Origin of the sequence: Marinomonas transparens, assembly GCF_016463975.1 — a bacterium.
Taxonomy (GTDB): Bacteria; Pseudomonadota; Gammaproteobacteria; order Pseudomonadales; family Marinomonadaceae; genus Marinomonas; species Marinomonas transparens.
This window is the reverse complement of the sequence record NZ_JAEMNX010000023.1, coordinates 1-17,945: the sequence shown is the minus strand read 5'-3', so window position 1 is coordinate 17,945 and position 17,945 is coordinate 1. Positions and strand designations below refer to the sequence as shown.

General features: G+C 45.0%; 17 protein-coding genes and 1 pseudogene. 8 read left to right on the top strand and 10 right to left on the bottom strand.

The window, feature by feature from the left end; genetic code table 11:
- The first annotated feature begins 16 nt into the window (after positions 1-16).
- Positions 17-238 carry a hypothetical protein gene (locus tag I8J31_RS16630; RefSeq protein ID WP_199469712.1) on the top strand — a complete coding sequence of 74 codons (222 nt, stop codon included), beginning with the start codon at positions 17-19 and terminating at the stop codon, positions 236-238.
- Here I8J31_RS16630 and I8J31_RS16625 read toward each other — a convergent pair.
- The 7 genes from I8J31_RS16625 to I8J31_RS16595 form a co-directional block, all read right to left on the bottom strand.
- On the bottom strand, positions 228-2,123 hold the full coding sequence (locus tag I8J31_RS16625; RefSeq protein ID WP_233402865.1) for a methyl-accepting chemotaxis protein: 1,896 nt from the start codon (positions 2,121-2,123) through the stop codon (positions 228-230). The two genes, I8J31_RS16630 and I8J31_RS16625, sit on opposite strands and share 11 nt — an antisense overlap.
- Before the next feature lie 483 nt (positions 2,124-2,606).
- A complete protein-coding gene (locus tag I8J31_RS16620) occupies positions 2,607-4,277 on the bottom strand; it encodes an amino acid ABC transporter ATP-binding/permease protein (RefSeq protein WP_199469710.1) in 1,671 nt (556 codons plus the stop codon).
- Positions 4,261-6,045: a thiol reductant ABC exporter subunit CydD gene (gene cydD, locus I8J31_RS16615; RefSeq protein ID WP_199469709.1), complete on the bottom strand. Its 1,785-nt coding sequence runs from the start codon at positions 6,043-6,045 to the stop codon at positions 4,261-4,263. The genes I8J31_RS16620 and cydD overlap by 17 nt, the downstream gene beginning before the upstream one ends.
- Before the next feature lie 8 nt (positions 6,046-6,053).
- On the bottom strand, positions 6,054-6,158 hold the full coding sequence (gene cydX, locus I8J31_RS16610) for a cytochrome bd-I oxidase subunit CydX (protein WP_199469708.1): 105 nt from the start codon (positions 6,156-6,158) through the stop codon (positions 6,054-6,056).
- A 54-nt stretch (positions 6,159-6,212) separates the two neighbouring features.
- The gene (gene cydB, locus I8J31_RS16605; RefSeq protein ID WP_199469707.1) at positions 6,213-7,349 is read right to left on the bottom strand and encodes a cytochrome d ubiquinol oxidase subunit II; all 1,137 of its coding nucleotides are present in this window, start codon (positions 7,347-7,349) and stop codon (positions 6,213-6,215) included.
- A 1-nt stretch (position 7,350) separates the two neighbouring features.
- The gene (locus I8J31_RS16600) at positions 7,351-8,928 is read right to left on the bottom strand and encodes a cytochrome ubiquinol oxidase subunit I (protein ID WP_199469706.1); all 1,578 of its coding nucleotides are present in this window, start codon (positions 8,926-8,928) and stop codon (positions 7,351-7,353) included.
- A 355-nt stretch (positions 8,929-9,283) separates the two neighbouring features.
- Positions 9,284-9,790 carry a cytochrome b gene (locus tag I8J31_RS16595; RefSeq protein WP_325101220.1) on the bottom strand — a complete coding sequence of 169 codons (507 nt, stop codon included), beginning with the start codon at positions 9,788-9,790 and terminating at the stop codon, positions 9,284-9,286.
- 448 nt (positions 9,791-10,238) lie between these two features.
- On the opposite strand from I8J31_RS16595, the gene I8J31_RS16590 reads away from it, so the two are divergent.
- The 3 genes from I8J31_RS16590 (at position 10,239) to I8J31_RS16580 (ending at position 12,854) form a co-directional block, all read left to right on the top strand.
- Positions 10,239-10,580: a carboxymuconolactone decarboxylase family protein gene (locus I8J31_RS16590; protein ID WP_199469704.1), complete on the top strand. Its 342-nt coding sequence runs from the start codon at positions 10,239-10,241 to the stop codon at positions 10,578-10,580.
- Between the two features lie 76 nt (positions 10,581-10,656).
- Positions 10,657-11,304, top strand: a complete 648-nt coding sequence (locus tag I8J31_RS16585; RefSeq protein ID WP_199469703.1) for a VOC family protein — start codon at positions 10,657-10,659, stop codon at positions 11,302-11,304.
- 338 nt (positions 11,305-11,642) lie between these two features.
- Positions 11,643-12,854 (top strand): NPP1 family protein, encoded by a 1,212-nt coding sequence (locus I8J31_RS16580; protein ID WP_233402858.1) that lies wholly within the window; start codon positions 11,643-11,645, stop codon positions 12,852-12,854.
- A 107-nt stretch (positions 12,855-12,961) separates the two neighbouring features.
- Here I8J31_RS16580 and I8J31_RS16575 read toward each other — a convergent pair whose 3' ends face one another.
- Complete coding sequence (locus tag I8J31_RS16575; protein ID WP_199469761.1) at positions 12,962-13,438, bottom strand: VOC family protein; 477 nt, start codon at positions 13,436-13,438, stop codon at positions 12,962-12,964.
- A 6-nt stretch (positions 13,439-13,444) separates the two neighbouring features.
- A pseudogene (locus I8J31_RS16570) lies at positions 13,445-13,636 on the bottom strand (DUF6500 family protein); the annotation flags it as partial.
- 155 nt (positions 13,637-13,791) lie between these two features.
- Between I8J31_RS16570 and I8J31_RS16565 the strand changes: the two are divergent.
- The 4 genes from I8J31_RS16565 to bluB all read left to right on the top strand — a co-directional run bounded on the left by I8J31_RS16565 (position 13,792) and on the right by bluB (position 17,287).
- Positions 13,792-14,052 carry a DUF4212 domain-containing protein gene (locus tag I8J31_RS16565; protein ID WP_199469701.1) on the top strand — a complete coding sequence of 87 codons (261 nt, stop codon included), beginning with the start codon at positions 13,792-13,794 and terminating at the stop codon, positions 14,050-14,052.
- A 5-nt stretch (positions 14,053-14,057) separates the two neighbouring features.
- Entirely contained in the window at positions 14,058-15,824 is a 1,767-nt protein-coding gene (locus I8J31_RS16560) for a sodium:solute symporter family protein (protein WP_199469700.1), read from the top strand.
- Positions 15,825-15,965: 141 nt separating this feature from the next.
- Positions 15,966-16,478, top strand: a complete 513-nt coding sequence (locus I8J31_RS16555; RefSeq protein WP_199469699.1) for a hypothetical protein — start codon at positions 15,966-15,968, stop codon at positions 16,476-16,478.
- A gap of 158 nt (positions 16,479-16,636) precedes the next feature.
- On the top strand, positions 16,637-17,287 hold the full coding sequence (gene bluB / locus I8J31_RS16550; protein ID WP_199469698.1) for a 5,6-dimethylbenzimidazole synthase: 651 nt from the start codon (positions 16,637-16,639) through the stop codon (positions 17,285-17,287).
- 262 nt (positions 17,288-17,549) lie between these two features.
- On the opposite strand, the gene I8J31_RS16545 is transcribed toward bluB, so the two are convergent.
- A partial coding sequence (locus tag I8J31_RS16545; RefSeq protein ID WP_199469697.1) for a hypothetical protein occupies positions 17,550-17,945 on the bottom strand: 396 nt, incomplete at its 5' end.

The window sequence follows — 17,945 nt, the reverse complement described above, 5'->3', positions numbered from 1 at the left end:
ACGATTAATACCAGAGATGAAAGCTGGTACATCAGGGCTTTTCTCTTTAGTCACAGCCCAATCGCATGATATTAAAGCAGAAAGCGGCTGCAAGAAAGTAAATCGTCAAGATCAACAAGATAGAAAGGCTATTTGCCATATTTTGTTGCTTTCAGAAAAGAGTCAAATGTTAAAACAAAGAAAGAGGCCGAAGCCCCTTTCTATGGCACCTAAACCATGTGGCAAAACTACACTTTAAAAAAACTCACCAGTTGGCCCATGGACTGAGTTTGAATAGACAAGGTGTCAATTTGGCTTTTTATCGCACCAAGGTTTTCACTGTTTCCATCTGATAGACCTTTAATTTTGATAATATTCCTATCGACTTCTTCAGCCACTAAGGATTGTTCTTCCGCCCCAACCGCCACTTGGTTGTTGGTATCAACAATCACTTTAATTGAATTCACAATTTGATTTAGCGAATCGCTCGATTCAGCGGTCAAAGAAACAACCAGTTCACCTTTCTCATTGGAAGACATCATCTCATGCACAACACTCTTCGCGCCTTGTTGAATGGATTCAATAATCGAATTAATCTCAGTAATCGAATCTTGTGTTTTCTGCGCCAATGTACGAACTTCATCCGCCACTACCGCAAAACCACGTCCTTGCTCTCCCGCTCGTGCCGCCTCAATAGCCGCATTCAAGGCCAAAAGATTCGTTTGATCCGCGATACCACGAATAACCACCAAAATACCTTCTATATTTGCACTATTGGCACTCAGGTCATCCACAACAGACGTCGCATGCCTAAGCGTATCAGACAGTTCTGACATGGCTTTTTCTGTTTGAGAAACAACCTTTTGCGATACAGACACACCTGTTTCGGCGTCATGACTGGTTGCCGAAGCACCTTGTGCACTTTGTGTAATTTGCAATGCCGCAGCCGCTAATTCATTCACCGCAGTAGCGACCATTTCCGTTTCACTTTGTTGCTGCTGTACAGAATCCGAGGTCTTGTCTACCGATAAAGAAATCTGGCTACTGGATTGTTCTAGCTCTCTCGTGGTCATTATGACCTGATTAATCACATTACGCAGCGACACGACAATCTCACTCAATGCTTTATTCAATTGGCTAAATTCATCATGTCCCAACGACTCTAACCTAGTCGCTAAATCTCCTTTCGCAATGCCTTCCGCAAAGTCGATAGAAGTATTAAGAGATCGCATAATACTTTTCGTTAACCAGCGACCTAACAGCAAACAAATAACGAAGGCTGTAAAAATTAGCCCCATGGTCACCTTATTCACAAACTCCGTATGTTGTTTGGCCACCAATACCTCCGCATCGACCAGTGCAGAAGTATCATCAGAAGCCCTATGCGCCGCTTTGATCATTTCAAGTTTAGTCGTTTCCAATAGCGCATTCTTTTCTACCACATGTTCAAAAAGGTCATGGTAAATTAAAATCTCACTATCCATTTTATTAAATAAAGTACTGTCCCTAGTCTTATATAGAGCTTCTAGCTTTTCTTTTTCTTTATAAACCTCAGAAATAGAGTCAACAATTAATTCTCTCAACTCTACCGTTTTATCTTTATTATATTGCCAAAAATATACATCAACGCTATTAAAAGCATTATTTAAATCATCAAGATTAAGAAGCAGCTGATAATCATTATTAGAATAAGCTCCCCCTTTAAATAAATCTTTTTTTTCATCTCTTATACTATTTCGAATATCATCAGAAACCCTCACAAAAGATTTTATTTCTTCAGAGATATCTTCATTGATGGATACGTATTTTTTAAAATAATCTAAGAATATACCTACATTATCCTTGATGACATCGATATATTTAAGACTACTAGGCAAAGACATTGAAGCCTTTGCCTCATCTAAATATTGAAAAACCAACTGTATATTATCTGAAACTTGGCCAATCGTTTTTGGATTTTCTAAAATAATATAATTCGCTTCTGCAAGCCTCGCTTTATACAAAGCCTCATCAGCAAAAATAACACTCAGTAATATTTCACTTTGATCAGATTGAGACCGTATTGGGTAGAACCCTAATATAAGGGTAATACACAGTACCGAACCAAAAATCACATAAAGCTTTTTCTTAACGCTCAATTTCATCTTCACAAAACGCCCTCAAAAAAAACATCCTGTAATTAAAAAAATGACAATGGAATATACATATTTCCATTGCATATAATAAATACAGTAAACTTATGACACTTTTATGATGAAAAATCATTGCCGCACTAAAAATAGACATCAAAAATCTAGCAAGAAAAACAAAACGCGATTTCTAAAAAAACAAGAAAGAACGATATACAACGTACTATTTTTTAAGAAATAAGTGACTTGATATAACTAGCTTTGAGGCGGGAGCAGTCTATTCATTTTCTTCGATATTACAAGACAAAAGGTAAAAGGAAGCCTAGGGCAATGGAATGGACTCCCCCACCATCGGTATCTATGTACCAAGGTTAGTTATTGAGACCACTAATCTAAAGGAAGTCCTTCCCATTTCCCTAGTGTTGGGTTCTATTTTTCATCTGATCCCAAACACCTAGGTTTCTTCTCCTTTTGTCTTTCAAGGGGAAGAACCAAGCCCTAAAGCTCGATGACTCTCGCCATCTCACCCAGTGGACTCTCCACATGGCTAACCAACACTAAGATCTTCGGTTTATAGGCATTCTGCAAGGCATCACAAATATGCGCTATGGTGGCTTTGTCTAGGCCGTCAAAGGGTTCGTCTAATAATAAGACGGATGATCTTCTCAATAACAAACGCGCCAAGGCTAGGCGTTTGCGTTGACCACCAGAAAGGTCTCGGCCCTGTGCCCCTAATAAGGTATGCAGGCCATCTGCTAAGCCGCTTACCCAATCCCCTAAAGCAACGGCATCTAGTACGGCCCAGAGTTCGTCGTCTGTGGCGTTTTCCTTGCCCAATAGTAAGTTTGCAGCGATGCTTTGCTGGAATACATAGGGAGTCTGGGGCAGGTAGTTCAGTTGCGCTTGGTAGGCTTCATTGGCGTATAAACTTTGCGGTTGAGCATTCACATGAGCCACGCCTGAAGCTAAGCAATCTCCTGCTAGAGAAGCCAATAAGGTCGATTTCCCAGAGCCGCTCGCGCCCCGTAACCAGACAATATCTCCAGCTTCAAGGGTAAAAGAAACTTGCGTATTGCCCATACCACTTGAAGCATGAAAACCACGCCAATCGATGAGTTCAATAGATTCAATAAAGTCTACTGTCGATACGGACTGTTCTGCGGCCTGCTGATGCAATTGGTTTAAGCGACGCAAACCCACTTGCGATTGCCCTTGTGCCACAAAGGATTGGGACAATGGTAAGACCAGCTCATTGATCGCCAACAAAGATAGAACCAAAGCGACGACCCAAGTCCCCTGCACGCCGTCCGCTAACACCCCATAACCAGCGCTGGCTTGTGCATCTCCCTCAACCATGAGTAGATAAAAACAACAGATTAATAAGCCAATGGTGACGAGGTAAGCCAGTAAACGCCCTAGGCTGATGGCTTGCTGAATACGCACTTCCATCCGATATTGGCGTTCATCCAGTTGCTTCAAACGCTGCGCGTAATCCTGCCAATGACCACGAATGGTGAGTGTGATTAGGGCGGAGAATACGCTGACAAAACGACCACGTCGATGGACGCCTAAAATCTGTCCAACATGTACCGCACGGCTGGCAAAACACCCACATACATAAGGCACAACGACGAGATGGAATAAGCCCGCAATCAGCATAGGCATCAGCAATGTTGGGGAAATACAATAGGCTAAAATGATCACTGCCCCATAGCCAAACAGAGCATATACCCAAGGCAAGAAGACCACTAAAGGCCAGCGAATGATTTGATCAAGGTCGCTGACGAGGCGTTGCAGTAAATCCCCTCGGCTTTGTTTGTGCAGGTTGGCTGGGTCTTGGGCCACGCGCTGATCCCATACCCAAAGACGTAAAATTCGTAATAGACCAAGTAGATGATGATGGGAACTTACTTGCTCACCATAGCGACCCGCAGTGCGCAAAATCGCCATAAAACGCACAATGGCGCCGGGGGTTAAATAGTTAAACACCAGCCCAAGCCCCATGGCGGTTGCTAATCCCGCAGCCGAAATAAACCAACCGGAAATCCCCAACAAGGCCACCCCAGCCAAACTGGCGGCAATCCCTAAAATGACCGGAATCACAAAGCCCCATGGGTTCGCCAGCAATAGGCTTTTTAAAGAGAGTTTGGCTTTAGAAATCTTGCTCATGCAAACCTCCTTGGCTCAATTGCCAATGTTTATCGGCCCATTTAATCGGGTGCGTATCATGGCTCACCACCAGCAAGGTTTTGCCCTGAGAGGCTTGATTGAGTGTTGCTAACACCGCCTGCGCTGTTTCTTCATCCAGACCAGAACAAGGCTCGTCCAATAACCAAATGTCGGCTTTCGATAATAGAGCGCGGGCGATGGACAAACGCTGCATTTGTCCACCTGACAAGCCAACGCCCATCTCGGTCACTTTCGTTTCCAAGCCATTGGGCAAGGCACGTACAAAGTCATCACATTGGCTTTTTGCCAAAGCATCTTGTAACTCGTCTTCATTCGGCGCTTCTGTGCCTTCAAGGCCCAAGAGCAAATTACGACGAATGCTGCCATTTACCCATTCTGGTGTTTGCGGTAACCACGCTAGGCGCTTACGCCAAGAGGCTAAATTGGTGCTAGAAAAAACCTGTCCATTGATAAGACACCGGCCTTGGTAATGGCCTTCAAAACCTAATAGCAGATGCAATAAACTGGATTTCCCCACACCGGATTGACCACTTAGCCAAACGCGTTCGCCTTCTGCCAAGGCTGCGGTAATGGGGGCTAACCTAGAACGGCCTGATTCCTGCCAACTTAATTGATCAAAGCGCAATAATGCCGCCTGATGAGAGAAAGCCGTTAAGTCCGATGTGTTGGTTTGACTTGATGTATTCGTTTGACTCGATGCGTTCGTTTGAAAGGTAGAAGCATCCTCAACCTGCGTATTCAATATTTGTAATAAATCGGTCGCCGCCGCTTCGGCTTTTTGCTTGGCGTGATAATCGTTACCCAATTGACGTAATGGTAAATAGAATTCTGGCGCGAGCAGTAAGAGGTACATGGCTTGCGTCAAGGTAACGGGCGCTTCCCCTTTTTGCCAAGGTAAGGCTTCCAATAAACCAAGGCCGAGGTACAAAGCAATCATGGCAATAGAAAGGGAGGCAAACAGCTCAAGGGTTGCCGTGGACAAAAAAGCCAACCGCAACACGCCCATAGTGGTCTTTTGATACGCACTGGCGGTATCAGATAGCCGCATCTTGGCCTGTTTGGTTCGACCAAGGCGCTTTAATTCGGCCAAACCCTGACTCAAATCCATAAACTGATTAGACAGCATGGCCAACACATTAAACTGTCGGCGATTCGCCTGAGCCGCTTTATGACCCACGAAAATCATAAAAACAATCACCAGAGGCGCGGTCATCATAAAAACAAAAAAGGCGACCCAAGATACCGGAGCCACTGACAGCAAGATAACAAGAGGGATAAGGGTCACCATAAACACCTGAGGTTTATAGCGACTAAAGAAATCATCCAGCGCGTCTACTTGTTCGTAAACACGGGTAGAAAGCGCCGCATCTTCTTCAATTCTCAAGCGTGATGGCCCAAGCTGAGTAAGGTGCGACACCAGTTTATTGCGCAAGCCATAACGAATATTACGGCTAGCTTGGGCACTGACTCGCTCTCGACCAAAACTCGCCAAGGCGCGAACCAGTAATGCGAATAACCCTATCAATAACACAGGCAAGGAAAAAGTCTGCTGCAATACCATGTCTGAAAAGACATGGGCCAACGCCCAAGCTTGAGCCACTAATGATATTGCAAACAGTACCCCAAAACCCTGTACGAGACGATATTGTGGCGATTGTTGTTTTGCTAACCCATCCAGAAAGATAACTTCTGGCGTTTTAACGCGCCCTTTACGACGTGTCTTCTCCACTTTCTCATGTCTCGACATCAGGCTTATTATTCCTCTTCACCTTCGTAGCCGTTAAAGTCCAGCCAAACCGCGTTAATAATACCAAAAGAGCAAGCGAGCAAAATGCCCAAAATCCAAGCGAAATACCACATATCTGATCCTCCAAGATGAGACTCAACAAGCCTCATCTCTCTATTAAGAAATGACTAATAAAGTGAATGTTTATTGCTTTCTATGTGCTCTTTGCTCAAGCGACCATACATCACAAAGTAACTCCATAATGTGTAGCCCAAAACAATCGGCACAAAGATACAGGCCACCACAAACATGATCATCATGGTGTTTTCACTGGATGTCGCGTCCCACATGGTCAAACTCATGCCCGGAAAGCTAGAGGAAGGCATCAAGAATGGGAACATAGATCCCCCCGCTGTGGCGATAATCCCCGCAATACCAAGAGAAGAACTCAAGAAAGCCAAAGCCCCTTTCTTCATCACTCCGGCTAACGCCGCACACAGCATGCCCGCAATGCCCACTAGAGGCGCCAACATTAATGCCGGCACCTTGTCGTAGTTCGCTAACCAAGCACCAGGTTGAACTTCCACTGTTTTCATTAACGGTGTGATGGCTTTATTACCTTCAATCGCACTGGTAATCACATAGCCATCAATACCATAAACCAGCCATACGCCTGCCATAATAAAGAACACCGCTGCTAAGGTTCCGGTTACTGTGGTCGCCACGCAGGCTTTACGGTGCAAGTTACCCTCGGTTTTCATTTGCAACCAAGCGCCGCCTTGAGTCATCAGCATCATCAAGCTCACTAAACCACAAAGAATCGCAAAGGGATTAAGCAAGGCAAAGAAAGACCCTGTGTAAGTGACACGCATGTAATGATCAAATTCGAACGGAACACCTTGCAACAGGTTGCCAAAGGCCACACCGAAAATAATAGGTGGTACGGCAGAACCAAATACAATGCCCCAGTCCCAGCTGGTGCGCCAAGTTGAGTTTTCTAATTTAGAACGGTAATCGAAGCCAATTGGACGGAAAAACAAGGCCGCCAATACCAGCATCATCGCAAAGTAAAAGCCAGAAAAAGACGTTGCGTACACCACAGGCCAAGCGGCAAATAACGCACCACCGGCGGTAATAAACCAAACCTGGTTGCCGTCCCAATGGGGCGCAATGGAGTTAATCATCACACGGCGCTCTGAATCGTCCCCACCGATCACTTTTAGCAAGCTACCAACGCCCATATCAAAACCGTCGGTGACGGCAAAGCCAATCAGCAATACGCCGACCAATACCCACCAAATGACTTTTAATAATTCATAATCCATCTTAAACCTCCTGCGCTTTTAGCTGGTCAGTTTCTTTTTCTAACGCGTAGCGACCTGTATGTAGGCTAGAAGGCCCCTGCTTCGCAAAGCGAATCATCAAGTACATTTCCGCAATTAAGAAAGTGGTATACAGCAAAGTGAAACCGATAATCGTGGTCCAAATTTCCCCTGCGGTTAGACTAGAAACCGCCACATGAATCGGTAGAATTTCACCTATGGCCCAAGGTTGACGACCATATTCGGCAACAAACCAACCTGTCTCACAGGCGATCCAAGGCAAAGGCAAACACAGAACGATGAATTTCAGAAACAGAGGGTTATTACCAATGCGACGGCGCGCATTCTGATAGAAGGCCACAGCGAAGATAAACAGCATGATAAAGCCACAAGCCACCATGATGCGGAAGGAGAAGAATAAAGGCGCAACACGAGGGATGGAATACTCGACTGCCATATCTATATCTTCTGGCGTCACGCGATTAATATCATCATTAAACGCCGTGACCAACAAACCATAACCAAGATCGCCTTTCACCTTCTCAAAGTTCTCTTTCACTAACGGATCAGCAGAACCGTCCCGCAGTTGTTCAAGCAATTGGTTCGCATAAATGCCGTTAATAATGCGCTGGCGGTTATGCTCTTTCAGCTCTTTGATGCCAGTCACTTCTTCGCTTAATGAACGTGTGGCAATAATCCCCATCAATCCTGGAATTTTCAGCGCAAACTCGGTTTCTTCAAGCTCTTGGTTCGGGAAGCCAATTAAAGTAAAGTCCGCTGGTGCCTCTTGGGTTTCCCATTCCGCTTCTACGGCGGCGAGTTTTACTTTTTGCACTTCGCCTAGTTCGTAACCGGATTCATCCCCCAAGATGATGACGCTTAAAACAGACGCCAAACCAAAGGCCGACGCTATAGCGAAGGAACGACGAGCAAAGGCAAGATCACGGCCTTTTATAAGGTAGTAACTCGATACCGCCAAGACAAACATGGCACCTGTCACATAACCCGCTGAAACAGTATGTACAAATTTCACCTGAGCCACAGGGTTAAGCAATAAAGCACCAAAATCGACCAATTCCATGCGCATGGTTTCGTAGTTGAAGTCGGAACCGACTGGGTTTTGCATCCAACCGTTAGCGATCAAAATCCACAAGGCGGATAAGTTAGAGCCCAGTGCAACTCCCCAAGTCACCATCAGATGCTTCACTTTACTGAGCCTTTCCCAACCAAAGAAAAACAAACCCACTAGGGTCGATTCAAGGAAGAAAGCCATCAAACCTTCGATCGCCAAAGGCGCACCAAAAATATCGCCGACATAATGTGAATAGTAAGACCAGTTGGTTCCGAATTGGAACTCCATAGTCAGACCGGTTGTCACGCCTAGCGCAAAGTTAATACCAAACAATTTACCCCAGAACTTCACCATGTCTTTGTAAACTTGCTTACCCGTGATCACATAAACCGATTCCATGATCGCCAGTAAAAAAGCCATCCCCAATGTTAAAGGGACAAACAAAAAGTGGTATAGAGCAGTTAGAGCAAACTGAAACCGCGATAGTTCCACTACAGCTTCGTTAATCATATGACTTCAACCCATTAATTTGATTGAGAAAAAAGACGTTCCCAGTCACTTCCGCATATGGAGTGCTCTTATTGTGTAACGTCCACCGCAGCCTCAGACATCTAAGGCTTACTATAAGAAGAGATTATGGGTGAGGTTGAAATCTGAAACATTGCGTTAGATCAAGATAAAGAGAGTGAAGGAAATAACGGCACGAGTTTTATTCCTTAAGAAAAATGTTGATAGAAACTCCGCCAAAAACGTCGCAAAAAAACCAGCCGCTACCGTATCGAGTAGGACTGGTTTTATGAGTAGAACTGACTTTTATTGCGTTGCGACTCTTTGAAAGGTACCTACATTCCTGCAGAGTCACGCCTTATTTGACGATTTCTCTGAAAGACTGAGACGTTATGGACTTAGTCGTACCTTCCTTGGACTGCCTCCCTATCAACATTTTATGCAGTGTTCGATCTTGCTGAACGAAATGATGGTAAAATGCAGCTCCAGCATGCCCTAAAATAAGCAGCCAAACCAACCACTTCCCAAGTATCTCTTTATGAATAAAGTCGATAGGCTTTTCAAACTCTTTAAAGGTCATGCCCAAATAGTCCCCAACAAGGTAACTAAATAGCTTGGTATCAGCGAACTTAGGAAGATCGAATAGAAAAAAATACTCCGTGCCAACCCCCGTTCCTAAATAGCCTGTAAAAGTCATTACCACTATCATCACATACAGGGTGTAGTGACCTAGGTGAGAAACAAGATGCATGAATTTTGAACCTGGTTCCGGGTCTGGCACTCGGTTCATGATGCGCCAGATAATTCTGAGAATCACCAAGACAGCAATTGTCACCCCTATAGAAAGGTGAAGCTGAAGAGCGATCCAGTTTTCTGGCGTTTTACTCTAGGTAAACCAATGTCGATAATAGACAGTAACATAAGCACCTAAAAATAAAATCGCGGTGCCCCAATGAAACCATTTCGCGATCAAGCCGTAATTGTCCTTAGTATTTCTTAATTCCATTTAATCCTCCTGATTAACTTGGCTTTTACACGCCATTCAGAAGACTCCTCCAAAGCAATCTGTGCTCAGTCTTCCTCTTCCTTGAATGGTGCGATCAAACCACTTCCATTTAACACACCAATACAATGGATACAGCCTAAAACACACTGCCACCCAAACCATTAGATTCATATATTGTGCCAAGTTCCCAGACTGGTGAATAAAATCAAACATTGTTTTAGATCAAAGCTTACTGACAAGGCCCTTCCATCAATCGGTTACGAACATTACATTAGAAATACCTAATATTTTTAAAGAAGGCCAAACGATGAAGAACTATAAAGAAATCAACAAAGAGCAAAATACCTTTGCCCGTGAATATCGAAAGTCGTCCCCCGCCATACTTGACGGCTTTATGGCGATGCACAAAGCAGCCATACAGGATGGTGCACTTACGATTAAATCCAAAGAAATGATGGCGCTGAGTATTGGCATCGCATTGCGCTGCGATGGCTGTATTGCTTCTCACGCAAAAGCCGCTCTTCGGGCTGGTGCCACAAGAGAAGAACTGATCGAAACCATTGATGTTGCCATCATGATGGGCGGCGGTCCCTCGGTCGTTTACGGCACACAGGCCCTAAGTGCTGTGGATGAGTTCTTAGGGGCATAGTTTTAGGCCTATTAAGAAGTAGGGATAGTTTGATAAGCTACTCCTACTTCTGACAATCGTAGAAATAGGCTCAAAAATGGAGTTAGATCATCTATTTATCGCGGTTCAACACCCAAAACAAGCCGATGTTTTTGAACAATTAGGCTTTACCGAAGCCTCAGCCAATCAGCATCTCGGTCAGGGCACAGCGAACCGCCGCTTCTTTTTCAACAATGCCTTCATCGAATTCCTATATTTAACGAACAAAGACGAAGCCTGCAGTGAACTAACCACTCCAACCTTGTTATTTGAACGCTTAACCTCTGACGCCACTAATGTCTCGCCATTTGGTATTTGTTTTCGCCCTAGTCAAGCGCAAGAAAAGCTTAGCTTTACAGCATGGGATTATCACCCTAGCTACTTGCCAGCCAATTATTCGGTGCAAATATCTTATGCACCAATCAGCGAACCTATGTGGTTTTATCTCGCCTTTTCTAAACGGCCAGACCAAACACCTGAGGAACGGGCTCAACCTTTGCTACATAGTTGTGGCGTAAAAAACCTAACCCACACCAAACTCATTTGCTCATCCATAACATCCGACGCTGCACAGCAAGCTAACGCCCTGCAAGAATTATCATTAAAGCAGGGAGACACGCCATTACTTGAATTAACTTTTGACCATAATCAACAGAATAAAACATTAGATTGCCGCCCAACTCTTCCTCTCATCATAAAATGCTAAAATAGCATGCTACTTTTGCAGTGAGTGATAAGAATCACCTACTGCTTTTCGCAACAAAAACTGGGCACATGCAAACACAGCATAAAATTACGCGAACTCTTTAGCGTAATTTTCCTCTTTCAGCACCTCGTCTTCCTAAACGTCCTTTCAAAACTCTCAAAACTCTCAAAACTCTCAAAGCTCTCAAAAAAACCAACAAACCTCTCATTAATCTCAATCTATCTTACTGTATTTTATGAATTTTATAGCTAAATACACATTTATAATGAAAGGTAAGGATTTGGTAGGTTTTATAAGCTAGCATGAAAAAAAGCCAATAAGTTAACTAGGAGTTAATGATGAAAACCACCTCTTCCACTACCATAAGGCGATGCATCATCACCACGTTTGCAATAGCATTATCAACAGCTTCTCTGGCATCTGATTTCGTCAGCTTACAACAAGCGCTCCCCACACAAGTTGATGCACTTTCCATTGCTCCCGTATTCGATTTTGATTCGGACTCTTGCCTGCCCGCTGCAGGGATTAGCCAAACGGGAGATAGAAACGGCGGACAAAAACCGACAGGCTCACTCACTGGCGCTTGTCGTTCACCAAACTTTTTAGAACAGTCTAATACCCTGCATCGATATGCCTGTAAACATGCCAATGGCATAAACTACTGCGGGCACTTTTACGCCCTGTACTTCGAAAAGGACCAGCTGCTAGCTGGAATAGAAAGTGGCCATCGCCATGACTGGGAATATGTCGCTGTGTGGACTGAAGATGGCACCGTCACCCATGGTAGCTACAGTGCCCATGGCGACCTAACAACTCAACCCGCTGCGGAGCTAAGTTTTGAAGAGGGTCACCTGCAAATCGTTTACCATAAAGAAGGCGTCGGTAGCCATGCCCTACGCTTTGCAAAAACGGCAGAGCAAGCAGAAAACCCTTATGGACGGTTTGTTACACCAACCATCATAAGCTGGTATGAATTTGCGGGAGAGGGATGGAACAACCTGGTCATGCGTACTTTACTAGACGGTTATGATTATGGATCTGCTAACCTGCCCACCCGTGAAAGCTCTTTCTTAGGTAACCTAAATGAATTCAAACCCGCCACCTACCCAGACTTCAGCGCAGCCGACGTACTGACATCTAATACGGGTGTAAACGAATCCTTCACCCAATACGTCAACCGATCTTCTGGTCTATGCATGGACATCACGGATATAAAAATGCAAAACGGCACCAACGTCATGCAATGGGACTGTAATGGTGGCAAGTGGCAACGCTGGTATTTAGAGGCAAGTAGCGGACTTATCCATAGCCAGCAAGACCCGAGATTCTGCCTAGATAACAGCAGCGTCTATGGAAACGGTGCCAATATCATGATTTGGCAGTGTCATGGTGGAGACTCGCAGCGCTTTGTGACAAACAACGATGGTTCAATCGGTATCGAGGTCGATAGCAATCAAGTAATAGATGGTGCCGGCCCAAGCCCGAGCGATAATATCGCTACGTGGTGGAACTGGGGCGGAGCGAATCAATATTGGAATTTAATCCCGTAACAACCACTAAATGATAGGAATACAGCGCATATAAAGCCGCTGTATTCCTTACTCTAAAGGTTTTCGACCTCACCCTTTTCATCGCTCTGCGGCAAAGTAGCCTCCTATCAAGACAACCAAACCAACCCTTCATAGGGTTTCTCTTTTAATGACACTAACCGAGTCGATAGCGAACCCGCATGAAGTTCTAATTTATGGCCATCTGGGTCGTTCAAATAAAGGGAGTCTCCTTCGCTGGTATTTTCCTGCCATACGGTCACGGTTTTAAAAGCCTCTTTCTGACGAACAGACTGAATCGTCTCAAGATCATAACTAAAAGCATAGTGAGTGTAATCTTGGTTTAGCCTCGCTTCCCCTAGGCTCTTTCCTTCAACCACAGGCACCTTTACAAGAGACAAGCAAAGCCAACAATCGCGATAGGATAAATAAGCACCACTATTCCAGCGCACTTCCCCTTGAAAGCCTAATAAATCACAGTAAAAAGACAGGGATCTATCTAGGTCTGCCACGCTCAAGGTGAGGTGATTAAAACCATGCTCAAACACACTGTGATGGAAGTAATTGTCTGGTAAGGCTTTTACCATGGCGTGAATTTTTGTGGCTTTTTCAAAGTGGTTTAGTTGATGTTCCACAATCCACCAGCGCGCAACATCAGCTAATAAAGCAGGGTCATTGTTTTTATTAGCAAAAAAGGCGTAAAAGGACACTTGAACGCCCTCACCTTTTTGTTTGATTTTTTCGCTACATACTCGAAGAATCTTTTCTTTAATCGACACTTTCATTCTGAAATTTCTCTTTTTCTCTTTATTAGCGCTCAAATCATGTATTAGTCAACTTTCATTGACTAAGCCTCTATTCGACTAAAGTCTGACTTCTTATTGAGGAAGCGCCTGTTAAATTAGCAAGGCGTATAACAATAATTATAAGGAGATCTACCGTGTCAGATCATAGCATTAATGCAGAGAAATACTGGCAAGCTAACCTTAGACTAATCTTAGGTAGCTTAGTGGTATGGGCATTAGCCTCTTACGGCTGTGCCATCCTACTCAGACCATTACTTTCGGGTATCCATGTCGGGGGAACAGATCTTGGATTTTGGTTCGCTCAGCAGGGTTCTATTCTCGTTTTCATCGCTTTGACTTTCCACTACGCGTGGAGAATGAACAAGCTTGATGAAGAATTTGGCCTGCAGGAGTAAATCGTATGGATCAGTTTACTATTAACCTACTTTTCGTTGGCGGTTCGTTCGCGCTCTATTTCGGTATTGCGTTTTGGGCACGAGCTGGATCAACGAAAGAATTCTATGTCGCTGGCGGCGGCGTTCACCCAGTATTAAACGGCATGGCAACAGCGGCCGACTGGATGTCTGCGGCTTCCTTTATTTCTATGGCAGGCTTAATTGCCGCGGGTGGTTACGCCAACTCAACCTTCTTAATGGGTTGGACAGGTGGCTATGTACTGCTCGCCATGCTACTTGCTCCTTACTTACGTAAGTTCGGCAAGTTCACTGTGCCAGACTTCATTGGTGATCGATTCTACAGCCGTACTGCACGCTTAGTGGCAGTGGCCTGTTTGATTACCGCGTCGGTAACCTACGTTATCGGTCAAATGACGGGCGCTGGTGTCGCTTTCTCTCGCTTCCTGGAAGTAGATAAGAATACTGGCCTGATGATTGCCGCGATTGTGGTGTTCTTCTACGCAGTATTGGGCGGCATGAAAGGCATCACCTATACTCAGGTTGCACAATACGTGGTATTGATTATCGCTTATACCATTCCAGCGGTATTCATCTCCCTACAATTAACCGACACCTTCCTTCCTGCTATTGGTCTTTTCTCTACCCATACTGAATCTGGCTTGCCATTGCTGCAAAAACTAGACGAAGTGGTGCGAGAACTTGGTTTCCGGGATTACACGGCAGATGTTGATAACAAGCTAAACATGGTTCTCTTTACCTTATCTCTCATGATAGGTACGGCGGGTCTGCCACACGTTATCATCCGTTTCTTCACGGTTCCTAAAGTTGCTGATGCACGTTGGTCTGCTGGTTGGGCACTCGTCTTCATTGCATTGCTATATCTAACAGCGCCTGCTGTTGCCTCTATGGCTCGCTTGAACCTAGTATCTACCATCTACCCATCAGGTCCTACTGAACAACCAATCGAATACGCTGAGCGTCCTGATTGGATTCAAACTTGGGAAACCACAGGCCTGATCAAGTTCGAAGACAAAAATGGCGATGGCCGTGTGCAGTTCTACAACGACACACCAGCGTTTAAAGACGAAGCAACCACACGTGGTTGGAATGGTAACGAGCTAGTGGTTAACCGAGACATTCTTGTATTGGCTAACCCTGAAATTGCTAACCTACCAGGTTGGGTAATTGGTCTCATTGCTGCGGGTGGCTTAGCGGCTGCACTCTCCACGGCAGCAGGACTATTACTGGCTATTTCGTCCGCGATAAGTCATGACTTAATAAAGGGTTCAATAAAACCCGATATTACCGACAAGGGCGAACTGGTAGCAGCGCGGGTATCCATGTTCTTGGCCATTATCGTCGCGACCTATCTAGGCATGAACCCACCGGGCTTCGCGGCTCAGGTAGTGGCTCTGGCCTTCGGTATTGCAGCGGCGTCTATCTTCCCAGCTCTTATGATGGGTATTTTCTCGAAACGCGTAAACAGTAAAGGTGCCATCGCAGGTATGTTAGCAGGTTTGCTTTCTACCTTGGTTTACATCTTTATCTTCCTTGGATGGTTCTTTATCCCAGGTACCGCGAATTTGGCGAACACGCCTGATAACTGGTTATTTGGAATCTCTCCACTGTCTTTCGGTGCGATTGGTGCAGTCATTAACTTTGCTGTTGCCTTCACTGTCTCTACCATGACAGAAGAGCCACCAAAAGAAATCCAAGACCTAGTAGAAAGCGTTCGTTATCCTCAAGGTGCTGGCGGTGCAGTAGACCATTAAGGTTTAAAGCGCACTGCTACTCGCAGAATGATCGAGCCTCTCTACTTTAGAAAGGCTCGATTTTTTTATAAGACCTTTGCGCGACATCGTTCAAAGGTCTCTTTATAATAAAGCACGATAAAAACCAATAAGAGAGTACTTATGCTTTGGGAACTTATTGCCACCATCTTTGCTGGTATGGGCGGTGCGGGTATCGCCTTGTTTTTCAGAAAAATTTCCAAACAGAAAGCCCCTAAATGGCTGGTTCCTGTATTTGCAGGCATCGCCATGCTTGGCTTTCAAATCCAAGGTGAATACGACTGGTTCGATCATCAAACCAGCCTACTACCTGATGGCGTAGTGGTAGTAAAAACGATTCAAGAAGAAGCCCCATGGCGTCCTTGGAGCTATATCTATCCGCAAACCTTGCGCTTCATGGCAGCCGATGTTGCTAACGCCGCTAAGAACGAAGTTGACCCTAACCTGGTTCTCGTCGACCTCTACTTTTTTGAACGCCGCCAAACAGCTAAACGCGTTCCGCAAATCGTCGATTGCCTGCAAGGCGCAAGAACCGACTTCACCAAATCCTTTAGCACCGATGTCAAAACAAACAACTCACAATGGCGTCAACTGGACGCTAACGATCCTTTATTAAACGCCGTGTGTGCAGGCTAAAGCAATCAGCTTCAAGCAAACAGACACCATAGAGAAAAGAGCGTAAAGATGAACCACCTTCATCTAATATCGCCTTTTCTCCATTGGCATCTTATTACCTCTCTCATCATAATAGCGATTGTTCTTACCCTCTCTTCCATATAGCAATGCAGGCAAACATGCACATCACTTCCGAAGAACGCGACGCCGTCTATAAAACCATTTTTTCCCGTCGTGACGTACGCAGCGAGTTCAAGCCCGAGTCAGTACCTGATGACGTATTAAATCGTATCTTGCTCGCCGCCCATCACGCTCCTAGTGTGGGTTTTATGCAGCCTTGGGACTTTATCGTAGTAAAAAATTCAACCACGAAATCCGCTATTAAAGCAGGCTTTTTACAAGCCCATGCCGAAGCCGCCGAACTATTCGAAGGGGAACGTAAAGCCAAATACCAAAGTCTAAAACTCGAAGGCATTGAAGAAGCACCATTGGGAATTTGTGTAACCTGTGACCGCACCCGCACCGGTTCTGTGGTACTAGGGCGAACGGCAAAGCCAGAAATGGACTTATTCAGCTCCGTCTGCGCCGTACAAAACCTATGGCTCGCCGCAAGAGCAGAAAACCTCGGCATGGGCTGGGTCAGCATTGTCCACGATAACGTGATACGGGATGCCTTAAGAATCCCCGAACACATCGATATCATCGCCTATTTATGCCTTGGTTATGTGGAAAAGTTTCATCACACACCTGACCTAGAAAGAGCCGGATGGTTACCACGGAAAGAAGCAAAAACCGCCATTCATTATGAATATTGGTCGGAACCGGACTAGAAGTTAATTCTTAAGTGTAATAACTTGCTGATCCTGAATATTGTAAACAGAAAACACTAAGACCGTGAATAACATGGATGTGATAACAGTATCGTTAGCAGACTCGTGAAGCGCGGCGGAAGAGATTCAACGTCGCCTAAAAATTAATTAAGGCCCCCTTCTTAAAATACCCTCAAGAAAATCATTACGAGCGAAGTTCGACTATATACCTTAGTAATCAGAAAAAATGGCCTTCCAATTGAAGAAGACCATTTTTTATTGTTTAACCATCCATAAACTGGTGGTTGATGTAAGCATGAAGGTTAGTAATGTGCTGCTCCATCCAGACAGACAAACCATGTAATTCGATCGCCTTGTCTCGGTAAAGGGCTAAGGTTTCAATGGTTTTGCTGACTTCATGAATGGGCAAGACCAGCAAGTCTTCGTCGGGTGCCATGGACTGGGTGGCTTTACCCAATGCTTGATATTGATCTAGATCGTCTTGCTTGACTTGGGCCCCTATTGGTAAGGGGATGGTGGTCGTTGCTTTCATAACTTGGCCCACCGCCCGCCGAACAAAAGGTCTGTCTTGAATCGCAATGTAAGCATGTTGCGGAGTATCGCAATCTCTTAGGTAATCACTGGCTTGTTGGGCTAGGTCGCCCTCTTCTTCCATCGC

What these genes read in the sequence shown, in the direction of transcription:
- I8J31_RS16630 (WP_199469712.1), top strand. Translation starts at nt 17, where the DNA reads ATGAAAGCTGGTACATCAGGGCTTTTCTCTTTAGTCACAGCCCAATCG.
- I8J31_RS16625 (WP_233402865.1), bottom strand. Translation starts at nt 2,123, where the DNA reads ATGAAATTGAGCGTTAAGAAAAAGCTTTATGTGATTTTTGGTTCGGTA.
- I8J31_RS16620 (WP_199469710.1), bottom strand. Translation starts at nt 4,277, where the DNA reads ATGAGCAAGATTTCTAAAGCCAAACTCTCTTTAAAAAGCCTATTGCTG.
- cydD (WP_199469709.1), bottom strand. Translation starts at nt 6,045, where the DNA reads ATGTCGAGACATGAGAAAGTGGAGAAGACACGTCGTAAAGGGCGCGTT.
- cydX (WP_199469708.1), bottom strand. Translation starts at nt 6,158, where the DNA reads ATGTGGTATTTCGCTTGGATTTTGGGCATTTTGCTCGCTTGCTCTTTT.
- cydB (WP_199469707.1), bottom strand. Translation starts at nt 7,349, where the DNA reads ATGGATTATGAATTATTAAAAGTCATTTGGTGGGTATTGGTCGGCGTA.
- I8J31_RS16600 (WP_199469706.1), bottom strand. Translation starts at nt 8,928, where the DNA reads ATGATTAACGAAGCTGTAGTGGAACTATCGCGGTTTCAGTTTGCTCTA.
- I8J31_RS16590 (WP_199469704.1), top strand. Translation starts at nt 10,239, where the DNA reads ATGAAGAACTATAAAGAAATCAACAAAGAGCAAAATACCTTTGCCCGT.
- I8J31_RS16585 (WP_199469703.1), top strand. Translation starts at nt 10,657, where the DNA reads ATGGAGTTAGATCATCTATTTATCGCGGTTCAACACCCAAAACAAGCC.
- I8J31_RS16580 (WP_233402858.1), top strand. Translation starts at nt 11,643, where the DNA reads ATGAAAACCACCTCTTCCACTACCATAAGGCGATGCATCATCACCACG.
- I8J31_RS16575 (WP_199469761.1), bottom strand. Translation starts at nt 13,438, where the DNA reads ATGGTAAAAGCCTTACCAGACAATTACTTCCATCACAGTGTGTTTGAG.
- I8J31_RS16560 (WP_199469700.1), top strand. Translation starts at nt 14,058, where the DNA reads ATGGATCAGTTTACTATTAACCTACTTTTCGTTGGCGGTTCGTTCGCG.
- I8J31_RS16555 (WP_199469699.1), top strand. Translation starts at nt 15,966, where the DNA reads ATGCTTTGGGAACTTATTGCCACCATCTTTGCTGGTATGGGCGGTGCG.
- bluB (WP_199469698.1), top strand. Translation starts at nt 16,637, where the DNA reads ATGCACATCACTTCCGAAGAACGCGACGCCGTCTATAAAACCATTTTT.